This window comes from Prochlorococcus marinus CUG1416, assembly GCF_017695965.1.
In the GTDB taxonomy this organism is placed as follows: domain Bacteria; phylum Cyanobacteriota; class Cyanobacteriia; order PCC-6307; family Cyanobiaceae; genus Prochlorococcus_A.
The window spans coordinates 514,865-528,131 of record NZ_JAAORM010000005.1 but is presented as its reverse complement, the minus strand read 5'-3'; the positions used below and the strand labels follow the sequence as shown (position 1 = coordinate 528,131).

Genomic DNA, 13,267 nt, shown 5'->3' with positions numbered 1-13,267 from the left:
AGCTTGATGAACAACTATAAGCTTCAAGCTCCTTACGAACCAAATGGAGATCAACCTGAAGCTATAAAAAAATTAGTTAGAGGCGTTAATAGTGGGAAAGAGTTTCAGACCCTTTTAGGAGCTACTGGAACTGGTAAAACATTTACTATTGCGAATGTAATTCAACAAACAGGAAGACCAGCTCTTGTATTAGCTCATAACAAAACGTTAGCTGCACAACTATGTAATGAATTAAGGGAGTTCTTTCCGAAAAATGCTGTTGAGTACTTTATTTCTTACTACGATTATTATCAACCTGAAGCTTACGTCCCTGTAAGTGATACATACATAGCGAAAACCGCTTCAATTAATGAAGAAATAGATATGCTTAGGCATTCTGCAACACGCTCATTATTCGAGAGAAAAGATGTAATTGTTGTAGCCTCTATAAGTTGTATTTATGGTCTTGGTATACCAAGTGAATATTTAAAAGCTGCAGTTAAATTTGAAGTTGGAAAATCTATAAATCTACGTTCTTCTTTGAGGTCGCTCGTTGAAAATCAATACACTAGAAATGATATTGAAATTACTAGAGGTAGATTCAGAATTAAAGGTGATGTTTTAGAAATTGGTCCAGCTTATGAAGACAGATTAATAAGAATTGAATTATTTGGTGATGAAGTCGAGGCTATTAGATATGTTGACCCTACTACAGGAGAAATACTTGAAAGTCTAGAACAAGTTAGCGTTTACCCAGCGAAGCATTTTGTTACTCCAAAAGAAAGACTTGAGAGTGCAATAAGTGCAATTAGAAGTGAATTAAAAACTCAACTAGATAAATTTACATACGAAGGAAAATTATTAGAGGCTCAACGTCTCGAACAACGCACAAAATATGATTTAGAAATGCTAAAAGAGGTTGGTTATTGTAATGGAGTTGAGAATTATGCTCGTCATTTATCAGGTAGGGAGGAAGGTTCACCACCAGAATGCTTAATAGATTACTTTCCTAAAGATTGGTTGTTGGTAGTCGATGAGAGTCATGTAACATGTCCTCAACTTCATGCAATGTATAACGGTGATCAATCTAGAAAAAAAGTTTTAATAGATCATGGTTTTAGATTGCCAAGTGCTGCAGATAATAGACCTTTAAAATGCGAAGAGTTTTGGGAAAAATCAAAGCAGACATTATTTATAAGTGCAACTCCTGGTCAATGGGAATTAGATCAATGTAATGGTGAATTTATTGAGCAAGTTATTAGACCAACTGGGGTATTAGACCCTGTAATTGATGTAAGACCTAGTGAGGGCCAAATCGAAGATCTGTTATCTGAGATAAGAATTAGATCTGAAAAGAGTCAAAGAGTGCTTGTGACTACACTTACAAAGAGAATGGCTGAAGATCTAACTGATTTTTTATCTGAGAATAAAGTAAGAGTTAGATATTTGCATTCCGAAATCCATTCAATTGAAAGAATTGAAATTATTCAAGACCTCAGAATGGGTGAATATGATGTTTTGGTAGGAGTTAACTTATTAAGAGAGGGATTAGATCTTCCTGAGGTATCGTTAGTCGCCATTTTAGATGCTGATAAAGAAGGTTTTCTGAGAGCAGAACGATCTTTAATTCAAACAATTGGAAGAGCTGCAAGACATGTTGAAGGTCTTGCCTTGCTTTATGCAGATAATTTCACAGATTCAATGAAAAGAGCAATATCTGAAACTGAAAGAAGAAGAACTATTCAAAAAAAACATAACCAGGACAATGGCATAACTCCAAAACCTGCAGGCAAAAAAATAGAAAATTCAATCTTATCTTTTCTAGAACTTTCCAGGAAATTAGATGCTGGTGGTTTATCTAAAGATTTAATAAATATAGTTAATAACAAAACGGATGCAATTCTCAATGCCAGCGATAATCAATGCTTGCTTGAAGAATTACCTGACTTAATAGATAAGTTAGAAATTAAAATGAAAGATGCTGCAAAAGAGTTGAATTTTGAAGAAGCAGCAAATTTGAGGGATAGAATCAAAAAATTAAGACAAAAATTGGCAAGAAATAACTAAGAAGAACTTATTTCTCTAATTCGAAATGATTATGAATTGCATTAACTGCTTTGTCACAATCTTTTTCTAAGACAATACATGAAGTTCTAATTTCACTAGTCGCAATCATTTCAATATTGATATTTTGGTCAGCCAGGGCTCTAAATATTTTTCCAGCCGTTCCAACCTTAAATGCCATTCCTGCTCCCACAGTGCTTACTTTGCCTATCGCAGGGCCATCTTCAATGTATGAACCAGGTAACTTCTTTGTTAAGGCCTCAAAAACTAAGTTAGCTTTTTTTCTATCTTGCTTATTCATGGTAAGACTAATATCCTTAGTTCTGGAAGAGGAAATTCTTTCAGATTGCACGATAGTATCGAAAAGCAAATTATTTTCAGCTAATGCTAAGCATATCGATGCTGCCACACCTGGGCGATCAGGCAGTTTTCGAAAACTTACTTGAACTTGGTTTTTATCTAATGCAATTCCTCTTACTTCAGGTTGATCTTGTTTTTCATTGATTGGATTAATAAATATTTGTGTATCGGACAACTTAAATTTCTCAGCAACAAATCTAATAGCTTTTGTAATATTATTAATTTCAATTACGCAGCTAACTTTAATTTCACTAGTAGCTATTAACCTTACATTTATGTTCGCTTGAGATAAAGTATCAAATAAATCAGCTGAAACACTTGGTCTACCCATAATGCCTGCTCCCTGAATACTTAATTTAGTCATGTTTGTTTTTAGATTGTATTCGCCTCCTAATTGACTAGTTATAAGTTCACATTGTTCTGCAGTTTTTTTAACTTCTAATTCACTTACAGTAAATGTAATATCGTTATTATTCCCATCATTTGTCGCTTGTATTATTAAATCTACATTAATACTTGCTTCTGATAGTTTTTCAAATATTTGTGCTGCAATCCCAGGTCTATCAGGAATATTTGAGAGACTGAATACTGCTTGATTTTCTAATACTTCAAGACTATTGACTGTTTTTGTTAATTCTAAGCTTCCTCGTATTAAGGGGAGAGGTTGGATTTTGCTTTCTAGGAGAGTCCCACTTGAGTCGCTTTGGCTTGATTTGACGCACAATTTAATTCCATAATTGCGGGCAATTTCTACAGCTCTTGGATGCAGAACTGAAGCACCGACGCTTGCAAGTTCAAGCATTTCCTCACAACTAATTTCATCTAAGAGTTTTGCATTAGGAACAATTCTTGGATCAGTAGTAAGAACCCCTGGTACGTCTGTGTAAATTTCGCAAGTCTCAGCTCCTAAAGCTGTTGATAAAGCTACTGCGGAGGTGTCTGAACCACCTCTACCCAAAGTCGTAATTTCCATTGATCCAGTATGGCTTAATGTTGTTCCTTGAAATCCAGCCACTACAACTACAAAACCCTGATTTATGTAATTTTGGATTCGTTCTGTTTTAATATCCAGAATTCTTGCTTTCCCATGTATTGATTCAGTAATAATTCCTACTTGGCTTCCGGTCATTGAAATTGCAGGTATTCCATATTCGTTTAATGCCATTGAGAGAAGAGCTATGGTTACTTGCTCTCCAGTTGAGAGAAGCATATCTAATTCTCTTCGATTAGGATTTTTACTTATTGCTTCAGCTAAACAATTTAAATCATCTGTAGTTTGACCCATTGCAGAGACAACTATGATAATTTCATTTCCTGCCTCTTTACTTTTACAAATGCTACTTGCAATATTTTGAATTTTTCTAATATCACCGACAGAAGTACCGCCAAATTTTTTTACTAGTAAAGCCATATTTAAATCATAATGTAAATTCTTAAACTTATAATTTGGTTAACTTAAATTAATTAAATTCTCGGTAAAAACATTTATAGGATGATTACCTTGTTTTAGTAATGATTCAATATCTAATAAGTTACTCATTAAATTAATTAAATATTCTTGCGATATATTTTTTACTTTGTTTCGAATAAAAAAAATTCTTTTTGGATTAGAAATGCCTGCAAGATTACAAATCTTTTCTGTATTATCGTTTCCTGAATTAACTGCTAATTTTATAATGGTATGAATTCTTATTTGACTAATTAAACCTGCATTTAGTCTTAAAGGAGGTTCTCCTTTTTGTAAGGAATAATTTATTTCAATGAGGCTTTCATTAATATTTTTTTGTAAGAGAAGATCAATGATTTTGAATATGTTGGATTGATGATCGCTAAATATTTTTTTTACATCAATACTTTTTAGAAAAAGTTGTGAATTCGAATCACTTGCTATCGCGGAAAGGTATGTTTTGGCTTTAGCTAATTCATTTATTAATTTAAAGCTATCATTTCCAACTGAATCAATAATTAATTCAGCTGCATTTTTATCAATTTTAATATTCATGGCATTTGCTGAATCTTCTAAATATCTTTTTTGTCCTTCATAGTCCCAAATCTCTGGCAAACAAAATGATTTTTCTTTGGCTAAATTATTTTTGATAAGTTTTTGTAAAAATTTAGTACTCTTTAGTCTTGAGTCTGGTTTTTTAGTATTTTGTAAAATGAAATAAGTATTTGTCGGAATATTGTCATGAATTTTTTCAAATTTAGTTCTTAGATCCTCATTTTTTATAGTAAAAATTGGATTATTTTTTAATGTAACTATTCTGTATCCATCTCCAAAAGGAGGTGTAAGAATTTCGTCAAAAGCTTTATTTACTTGCTCATCATCATCACCATTTAAATTAGTTACGTTTATTTCTTTCCATTCTTTGGATACTTCTTTATCAATTAATTTCTGGATAAATGTATTTTGAGCATTTAGATCATTACCCCATAATATTTGTATTGGCATAATCGCTCAATAAAAATCATATATTTACTATGATTACTTCTAACATAAATTCAATTCAATGGTAATAGATCATCCAATTTTTTTGGAAAGTATTAGATTCATAAGATCTCATTTAGTAGCCAATGATCTAAATTATTTGGAAAAAAAAGTTTTAGAAAGATTAGTACATACTTCAGGTGATTTTTCTGTTCAAAATCTTATAGAGTTTAGTGAAGGTGCATGCGAAAAGGGTCTTCAAGCACTTAAAAATGGTGCTCCGATTTTAACTGATACTGATATGGCTGCAGCAGCTATAAAATCCATGGCAGAAAATACCACTAGGAATAAAGTGTTAACGGCTAGAATGTGGTTTGGACAAAATAATCACACAAAATTAACTAAAACCGCATATGGCTTAAGTGAAGGTTGGAAGGAGTTATCTGTTAAAAATTCTGGCATTAAATCACCTGTTGTAGTAATTGGTAGTTCGCCAACAGCTTTAACGTATTTAATTGATATTTTAGAGAATGCAAAAGATTTACCTAGTTTAATTATTGGAATGCCAGTTGGATTTATTGGAGTAGAAAAAAGCAAAAACAAATTGCTTGCAACAGATCTTCCCAGAATTGTTGTGAATTCAACTAGAGGAGGTGCTGCTATGGCAGCAGCAGCGGTTAACGCCTTGTTGAGGGAATCTATTTAAAAAGTATTTATCTTGAAAAATGTAAAAAATTTAATCAATATTATTATTTAATTTATTATTTTCTTCTAAAGAATTTAGAACCGATTTTGCTTTTTCTATAACTTCTTTTGGAACCCCTGCTAATTTAGCTGCTTCTATTCCGTAGCTTTTGTGTGAGCCTCCTTTTACAATCTTGTGACTAAAAATTAGCTTATCTTTATTTTGCTCTACTAAAACTTGAAAATTTTCAATATTCTGATTTGAATTTTTTAAATAATTAAGTTCATGATAGTGAGTAGCAAAAATTGTATTACATTTAATTTTTTTTGCAAGATATTCACTTACCGACCAAGCTATTGAAAGGCCATCAAAAGTAGATGTCCCTCTACCTATCTCATCAAGTAAAACTAGTGAGCTAGAAGTTGCCTGATTTAGAATTGATGCAGTTTCAGACATCTCTACCATAAATGTTGATTGTCCAGATGATTGATCATCAACCGCCCCAATTCTTGTAAAAATCCTATCTGAAATCTTGATTTCAGCATTATTAGCAGGAACAAAGCTACCAATTTGTGCAAGGATTTGTATTAAACCAATTTGTCTTATAAAGCAACTTTTCCCACTTGCATTGGGACCGGTTAATATAATTAGTTTCTGATTATCATCAAAATAAATATCATTCGCTATAAACTTTTTATCATTTAATAATTGCTCAACTATTGGGTTTCTTCCCGCAATAATTTTTGTACTATTTTTTGTCAGTGATTCATTTATGGGTGTTAACGAAGGTTTTGTAAAGTTGTTTTCTAATGAAGTAATTGATAATCCAAGCAATGCATCAAGCGATGCTATTGACTTTGCAATTGATCTTATTTGTTTTGTTTGTGCAGCAACAATATTTCTTAATTCGCAAAAAATTTCATATTCCCTTGATGAAGCTCGACTTTTTATTTGGAAAATCTTATTTTCTTTATTTTTAATTTCTGAAGTGACATACCTTTCTTCATTTGTAAGTGTTTGCCTTTTGATCCAATGATGTGGAGCTAAATTAACTTTTGACTTATTTATAGATATGTAGTAACCAAAATTTTTATGAAATTGAATTTTTAGGTTTGAAATTTTGCTAATTTTCCTCTCTTTTAATTCCTCTTTATTTAGCCACTCAGAGTAATCATCCATTAAATTGCGTAAACCGTCTAATATATTGTCAACTCCATCGTGGATCATACCTCCTTCACTTATATTAAGAGGAGGATTTTCTATTAGTTGAAAACTTATAGTATCAGCTAATTCTAAGAGTTTTTCATCAATATTTTTTAATTCATCAGTCCAATCTGGTAGATCATATTTAAATAATTCAATGATAGATTTGAGTCTGGGCAATTTTTTTAAACCTTCCGCGATTGCAATTAAGTCTCTAGGACTTGCATGACCTGCGCAAGCTCTTCCTGCAAGTCTTTCTAAATCCCCCATTGCTCTAAGTAAATTTTGGGTATCTATACGTACTTGTTTCGATTCAATAAAGTTTGAAATTATATTTTGTCTTTTATAAATTTCATTAACGTTTAATAGTGGTGCATCTATCCATCTTCTTAAACATCTGGCACCCATGCAGGTATACGTTCTATCAATACTCCATAGTAGTGAACCTATATAATTGTTCTCTCGCTGTGTATTTTTTATTTCTAAATTTTTTTGTGTTTGATAATCAATAATTAGTTTGTTGTGAAGAAATTGAATTTGAGGAAAGTCTAATGAGATTTTTACAGAAGAATCCTTATCTAAATTTGAAGGATTAATTTTTTCTAAATAATTTAATAAACCTCCAAGTGATCTAGTCGCATTGTTTAAATTTTTCAGTCCTATCCCTTCTAGGCTTAGAATTTGGAAATATTCTTTTATTTGATAATTTGCTTCATTAATGCCAAAAGTAGTCTCTTGTGAAACAGTATATGTAATGTGACTATTTCCTTTAATTAATAAATTTCTTACTTCATTGCTTCCTACAATGATTTCTGAAGAATCTAATTTAATAATTTCATCAAATAGTTTTGACAGAGATTGACCTTCCATAGTTATTAATTCTCCTGTGCTTACATCAGCTTTTGATATACCCCATTCATAAGATTCATTTGAATTTTCTTCTGATAAGTAAATAGCAGTAATCCAATTATTTTTCTTTGCTATCAACATGCCTTCTTCAATTACAGTTCCAGGAGTAATGATTCGTGTTATTCCTCTTTTAATTGGAGTCCCATAATTTCCAGAACTTTTTTCTAATTGGTCGCAAATAACCACAGAATAATTTTTTTTAATTAAATCAGCACAGTATCTCTCCATTGCATGGTAGGGAACCCCTGCCATAGGGATCTTACCAATTTCTTTGCCAGCATCTTTACTGGTTAGTGTTATTTCTAAAAGGTTAGATATTAATACAGCATCCTCAAAAAAACATTCAAAAAAATCTCCCAATCTATACAGCAATAACCTATCTTTATTTTCCTCTTTTAGAGTTACATAATGCTTCATTACAGGAGTTAATTTCAGTTTTGAAACTGTTTTGTAACTATAAGATTCTTCATTGATGCAAACATTTTTGTTACTTGAAATTAAATCGGTCTTGAATTTATTTATTAAATTAGTTGTATTTTTTCTTTGTCTAGGTCTTTTTTGCGATTCTTTTTTTAAATCTTCCCAAGATAAATCGTCTGGAATTTTTGTTATTTCTTTTTGCTCATTATTTTCATTATCAATCGCGAATAAATTCTTTTGAATTATCGTATCTTCTTGCATACTTTTTTAATTCCTAAATTGATATTAGGTAAAAAATTTTTTTTTGCATTTTAAAGTAGCTAAAAGTATGTAAATTTTCTCCAAAAAAAATCACTTTCGTGAGATTATAGTATTTATAATCAATAAAAACTCAAGACTGAATCATGCAGGCAGTAAACTTTTTCTTCATAAATGCTCTTTTATTTGCATCTTTAATAGCAGTAGTTGGAGTACCATATTTCTATATGACACAGTCTGATCCATCTGATAGACGTAATCCAGAGATCAAGAAAGTTGAAATAATTGGAGGAGTTTGGTTCCATTTAGTATTGATTGAGGGAGTTATTGCCAACTTAATTTGAACTGAATACCTTTTCGTGAGAGTCTATTAATATATCTAAGTAAAATTTAATGGCTATTTTTGAGGGGTCTTTTACTAATGCATCTACTTTAAAAGTAGGTATTGTAATAGCAAGATTTAATGATTTAATTACAAATAAAATTTTATCTGGTTGCCTTGATTGTCTAAAAAGACATGGTTTAGATACTTCTGAATTAAGTAATCAAATAGACATAGTTTGGGTGCCAGGTTCATTTGAATTACCAATCGCAGCTAAAACTCTTATGAAAAAAAAGAGTTATGACGTTGTAATTGCTCTTGGGGCTGTTATTCGTGGTGAAACTTCTCACTATGATGTAGTTATATCAGAGGCTAGCAAAGGTATTGCACAAGTTTCAAATGAGAATAATGTTCCAATTATCTTTGGAGTTTTAACTACTGATACTATGCAGCAGGCTTTAGAAAGAGCAGGGATTAAGAATAATCTTGGTTGGAATTATGCTTTACAAGCAATTGAGATGGGATCTTTAATTAAAAATTTAAATTAGTTGAAAAAATTAATTATTTCTATCATTGATCCCTTCTTTGAGATAAAGTAATAATGTTATGCGGATGTAGCTCAGTGGTAGAGCATCTCCTTGCCAAGGAGAATGTCGAGAGTTCGAATCTCTTCATCCGCTTTTAATGTTTATATCTTTTAAAGTATCAAAAAGAATAGTTTTGTAATGGCCAGAGTGATTTCTATAGATGATTTAAGGGGATTATTTACTAAACCTTATGGTTCAGATGCACCAACAAAACAAAAATGGGCAGAATTTTATAATGAGAATGTTATTTTTGTAGATCCAACGCAGGAAACAGAGGGATTAGATTCTTATATCAAAGCTCAAGAAAAGCTTGTTAAAAGATGTGATGATGTTTTTTTAGAAACTCATGCAATCTCGATAAGTGGAAATTGTGGATTTGTTGAATGGACAATGGGTTTAAAAATTATGGGTAAAGAATTTATTTATCCAGGAACTACCCGTTTATTATTTGGCGAAAATGGATTAATAAAAGAGCATAGAGATTATTTTGATTTTTGTGGACCAACTTTTGGACCAGTTCCTATTTTAGGCCCTTTTATAAGATGGCTTTATAGTAAATTTGTATCTTGATTTTTGAATAGAAGAAGTGGTTTATATTTCACGAATTAATAATTTTTGAGAAGTAACTTCTTTAAAATCAAATTGAGAATAGAATAATTTTTTATTCGTTGTCATTAAATATAATTTTTTTGTATTTTTAATTTTTTTTGAAGATAAAAGATTGTTTACAATTAATGTGCCAAAACCTTTGCCCTGGTGATTTTGATCAATAACAATATCCCACAGTACTCCGCGGTAAACTCCATCGGTCAAAGCTCTACCAAAACCAACTATTTCGTTGCCAACCCAGAGACTTATTACGACGTCACTATTTGCAAGACATTTTTTTAGATCATTAATTGTTCTACTTTTTGCCCAGAAAGCATTAGTTTCTAGTAACTTTTGTAGCTTTCTTAATCCATTAGTTGGGTTGAGATTAGGACCTAATCCAAAAAACCGTAACCCTAAAGCTCCTTTGGAATGGATGATTAGAGATATTTCTTTCATTTTTAAAAGATTCTAGAAAAGTGAAGATAATTAGGTTATATTTGTGATTTCAATCTAAACACCTTAGTCGATCATTTCTAAAAAATAAAGAGATAAGAGGTTTCTTCATTCTGTTGTAACGCACTAATTTATAATGTTTGTAATAAGATGAATTTTTTAAGGACTTTTACTTATGCTAAAACTTTTGTTGGGAGACCCGAATACACGAAAGTTAAAGCGCTATCAACCAATAGTGGAAGAGATAAATTTTTTAGAAGAAGAAATTTCTCAATTGACTGATGATGAGCTCAGAAGAGAAACTCATGATCTGAAATCAAAGATCTCATCAGAACTAGATCTTAAAAAACAAAAGGAAATCTTAGAAGAATTTCTTCCTAAAGCCTTTGCAATTGTTAGAGAAGCCAGTCAACGTGTTCTTGATATGAGACATTTTGATGTTCAGTTAATAGGTGGGATGGTTTTACATGAGTGTCAAATTGCTGAGATGAAGACTGGTGAAGGAAAAACTCTTGTTGCAACATTACCTTGTTATTTAAATGCTTTAACTGGGAAAGGGGTTCATGTTGTTACCGTAAATGATTATTTAGCTAGGAGGGATGCTGAGTGGATGGGACAAGTTCATCGTTTTTTAGGTTTATCCGTTGGTTTGATTCAACAAGATATGAGCCCAGTTGAGAGGAAAAAAAATTACGATTGTGATATAACTTATGCCACGAATTCCGAATTAGGATTTGATTATTTAAGAGATAATATGTCCACCGATATTAATGAGGTAGTGCAAAGAAAATTCAATTACTGTGTGATTGACGAAGTTGATTCAATATTAATTGATGAAGCAAGAACACCTTTAATCATTTCTGGTCAAGTTGAAAGACCCCAAGAAAAATATCAAAAAGCTTCAGAACTATCTCTTGCACTTATTAAAGCAAAAGCATTAAGTAAAGATGGCATTGATCCAGAAGGGGATTATGAAGTTGATGAAAAGCAAAGAAGTTGTATATTAACCGATCAGGGTTTCGCTAAATGTGAAAAGTATTTGGGAGTTAGTGATTTGTATAATCCTCAAGATCCTTGGGCACACTATATAACTAATGCTCTAAAAGCTAAAGAATTATTTATTAAAGATGTAAATTATATTATTAAAAATGATGAGGCTGTGATAGTGGATGAATTTACCGGTAGGGTGATGCCGGGAAGGCGTTGGAGTGATGGACAACATCAGGCAATAGAAGCAAAAGAGAGTCTTAAAGTTCAGCCTGAGACGCAAACATTAGCATCTATTACTTATCAGAATTTTTTCCTCTTATATCCTGGTCTCGCTGGTATGACAGGAACTGCAAAAACTGAGGAGGTTGAATTTGAAAAAACTTATAAATTAGAATCAACAGTTATACCTACAAATCAAATAAGAAAGAGAAAAGATTGGCCTGATCAAGTATTTAAGACAGAGATCGGTAAATGGAATGCAGTTGCTAAAGAAACTGCTCAAATCCATAGAGATGGTAGACCTGTTTTAGTTGGTACAACCAGTGTTGAAAAAAGTGAGTTATTAAGCTCACTTTTATCCGAAGAAAAAATCCCACATAATTTGTTAAACGCTAAGCCAGAGAACGTTGAACGTGAGGCCGAAATTATTGCTCAGGCAGGAAGAGCAGGTGCTGTTACTATCGCGACTAATATGGCTGGGAGGGGAACAGATATAATTCTTGGTGGTAACAGTGACTATATGGCTAGACTGAAATTAAAAGAGATATTAATTCCTTTGTTGGTAAAGCCAGATAATGAACATAAGCCTCCAATCCCTAAACAAAGAAGTTCAAAAGCTAAGGGTGGTTTTTCTTCAAAAGTTGGCTCAAATTTGAAAAAGAAAATTTCAGATTCTTCAACAAGTCTTTTCCCTTGCAAATTGGATGAAGAAATTGAAAAGAAACTCTCTTTTTTATCTAATGAACTTGTTAAGAATTGGGGAGATAGACAACTTTCTGTCTTGGAGTTAGATGACAGAATTGCTACAGCTGCAGAAAAAGCACCAACCGAGGATAACTGTATCAGGCTTTTGAGAGAATCTTTATCGGATGTCAAAGAAGAATACGAAAAAGTTTTGATTCATGAAGAGGAAAAAGTAAGAGAAGCTGGTGGTTTACATGTCATCGGTACGGAGAGACACGAATCACGAAGAGTGGATAATCAACTTAGAGGTAGATCAGGAAGACAAGGTGATCTTGGAAGTACAAGATTCTTTTTATCTTTAGAAGATAATTTATTAAGGATTTTTGGAGGTGAAAGGGTAGCAAATCTAATGAATGCATTTAGGGTTGATGAAGATATGCCTATCGAGTCAGGAATGCTGACTAGGTCTTTGGAAACTGCTCAAAAGAAAGTAGAAACTTATTATTACGATATTAGAAAACAAGTTTTTGAATATGACGAGGTAATGAATAATCAAAGAAAAGCAGTTTATAGTGAAAGACTAAGAGTTTTGCAAGGAACTGATTTAAAGAGGCAAGTAATAGAATATGGAGAAAGAACAATGAGTGAAATTGTAGAAGCTTATATTAATCCTGATCTTCCTCCTGAAGAATGGAATATTGCTCAATTAATTTCTAAGGTCAAAGAATTTATATATTTATTAGATGATCTCAAAGCTGATGATATCAATTTACTCTCAATAGAAGAATTAAAAAACTATCTTCAAGAGCAGTTGCGAACAGCTTATGATTTAAAAGAATCACAAATAGAAAAGATTCGTTCAGGATTAATGAGAGATGCTGAAAGATTTTTTATTTTGCAGCAAATTGATAATTTATGGCGAGAACATCTTCAATCTATGGATTCATTAAGGGAATCAGTTGGATTGAGAGGCTATGGCCAAAAAGATCCATTAATAGAATATAAAAATGAAGGATATGATATGTTTCTGGAAATGATGACTAATATGAGACGAAATGTTATTTATTCAATGTTTATGTTTCAACCTAAAACTGATACGGATGATAAAAATTAAA

10 protein-coding genes and 1 tRNA gene are annotated in these 13,267 nt (G+C 31.8%); 7 read left to right on the top strand and 4 right to left on the bottom strand.

Annotation, left to right across the window (positions count from 1 at the left end; all coding sequences use genetic code 11):
• Positions 1 to 6: 6 nt before the first annotated feature.
• The gene (uvrB, locus tag HA146_RS09165) at positions 7 to 2,046 is read left to right on the top strand and encodes an excinuclease ABC subunit UvrB (protein ID WP_209109222.1); all 2,040 of its coding nucleotides are present in this window, start codon (positions 7 to 9) and stop codon (positions 2,044 to 2,046) included.
• A gap of 7 nt (positions 2,047 to 2,053) precedes the next feature.
• Here the strand turns inward: uvrB and HA146_RS09160 are convergent, their stop codons facing one another.
• The gene (locus HA146_RS09160; protein WP_209109221.1) at positions 2,054 to 3,814 is read right to left on the bottom strand and encodes an aspartate kinase; all 1,761 of its coding nucleotides are present in this window, start codon (positions 3,812 to 3,814) and stop codon (positions 2,054 to 2,056) included.
• 39 nt (positions 3,815 to 3,853) lie between these two features.
• Positions 3,854 to 4,855 (bottom strand): DNA polymerase III subunit delta, encoded by a 1,002-nt coding sequence (gene holA / locus HA146_RS09155; protein ID WP_209109220.1) that lies wholly within the window; start codon positions 4,853 to 4,855, stop codon positions 3,854 to 3,856.
• A 58-nt stretch (positions 4,856 to 4,913) separates the two neighbouring features.
• Here holA and HA146_RS09150 point away from each other — a divergent pair, with 58 nt between their 5' ends.
• Positions 4,914 to 5,537: a precorrin-8X methylmutase gene (locus HA146_RS09150; protein ID WP_209109219.1), complete on the top strand. Its 624-nt coding sequence runs from the start codon at positions 4,914 to 4,916 to the stop codon at positions 5,535 to 5,537.
• Between the two features lie 30 nt (positions 5,538 to 5,567).
• On the opposite strand, the gene mutS is transcribed toward HA146_RS09150, so the two are convergent.
• Complete coding sequence (mutS, locus tag HA146_RS09145; RefSeq protein ID WP_209109218.1) at positions 5,568 to 8,309, bottom strand: DNA mismatch repair protein MutS; 2,742 nt, start codon at positions 8,307 to 8,309, stop codon at positions 5,568 to 5,570.
• A 143-nt stretch (positions 8,310 to 8,452) separates the two neighbouring features.
• Here mutS and psbZ point away from each other — a divergent pair, with 143 nt between their 5' ends.
• The 4 genes from psbZ (at position 8,453) to HA146_RS09125 (ending at position 9,785) form a co-directional block, all read left to right on the top strand.
• Entirely contained in the window at positions 8,453 to 8,650 is a 198-nt protein-coding gene (gene psbZ, locus HA146_RS09140) for a photosystem II reaction center protein PsbZ (RefSeq protein WP_025931033.1), read from the top strand.
• 49 nt (positions 8,651 to 8,699) lie between these two features.
• A complete protein-coding gene (gene ribH / locus HA146_RS09135; protein WP_209109217.1) occupies positions 8,700 to 9,176 on the top strand; it encodes a 6,7-dimethyl-8-ribityllumazine synthase in 477 nt (158 codons plus the stop codon).
• A gap of 60 nt (positions 9,177 to 9,236) precedes the next feature.
• Positions 9,237 to 9,308: transfer RNA gene (locus HA146_RS09130), tRNA-Gly, on the top strand.
• Between the two features lie 45 nt (positions 9,309 to 9,353).
• A complete protein-coding gene (locus tag HA146_RS09125; RefSeq protein WP_209109216.1) occupies positions 9,354 to 9,785 on the top strand; it encodes a nuclear transport factor 2 family protein in 432 nt (143 codons plus the stop codon).
• Positions 9,786 to 9,806: 21 nt separating this feature from the next.
• Here the strand turns inward: HA146_RS09125 and HA146_RS09120 are convergent, their stop codons facing one another.
• Entirely contained in the window at positions 9,807 to 10,262 is a 456-nt protein-coding gene (locus tag HA146_RS09120; RefSeq protein ID WP_209109215.1) for a GNAT family N-acetyltransferase, read from the bottom strand.
• A gap of 172 nt (positions 10,263 to 10,434) precedes the next feature.
• Here HA146_RS09120 and secA point away from each other — a divergent pair, with 172 nt between their 5' ends.
• Positions 10,435 to 13,266, top strand: coding sequence for a preprotein translocase subunit SecA (secA, locus tag HA146_RS09115; RefSeq protein WP_209109214.1), 2,832 nt, complete (start codon positions 10,435 to 10,437; stop codon positions 13,264 to 13,266).
• Position 13,267 lies beyond the last annotated feature (1 nt).

Coding starts and splice junctions, on each gene's coding strand:
- HA146_RS09150 (WP_209109219.1), top strand. CDS start 4,914: ATGGTAATAGATCATCCAATTTTTTTGGAAAGTATTAGATTCATAAGA.
- HA146_RS09125 (WP_209109216.1), top strand. CDS start 9,354: ATGGCCAGAGTGATTTCTATAGATGATTTAAGGGGATTATTTACTAAA.
- secA (WP_209109214.1), top strand. CDS start 10,435: ATGCTAAAACTTTTGTTGGGAGACCCGAATACACGAAAGTTAAAGCGC.
- uvrB (WP_209109222.1), top strand. CDS start 7: ATGAACAACTATAAGCTTCAAGCTCCTTACGAACCAAATGGAGATCAA.
- psbZ (WP_025931033.1), top strand. CDS start 8,453: ATGCAGGCAGTAAACTTTTTCTTCATAAATGCTCTTTTATTTGCATCT.
- ribH (WP_209109217.1), top strand. CDS start 8,700: ATGGCTATTTTTGAGGGGTCTTTTACTAATGCATCTACTTTAAAAGTA.
- HA146_RS09160 (WP_209109221.1), bottom strand. CDS start 3,814: ATGGCTTTACTAGTAAAAAAATTTGGCGGTACTTCTGTCGGTGATATT.
- HA146_RS09120 (WP_209109215.1), bottom strand. CDS start 10,262: ATGAAAGAAATATCTCTAATCATCCATTCCAAAGGAGCTTTAGGGTTA.
- mutS (WP_209109218.1), bottom strand. CDS start 8,309: ATGCAAGAAGATACGATAATTCAAAAGAATTTATTCGCGATTGATAAT.
- holA (WP_209109220.1), bottom strand. CDS start 4,855: ATGCCAATACAAATATTATGGGGTAATGATCTAAATGCTCAAAATACA.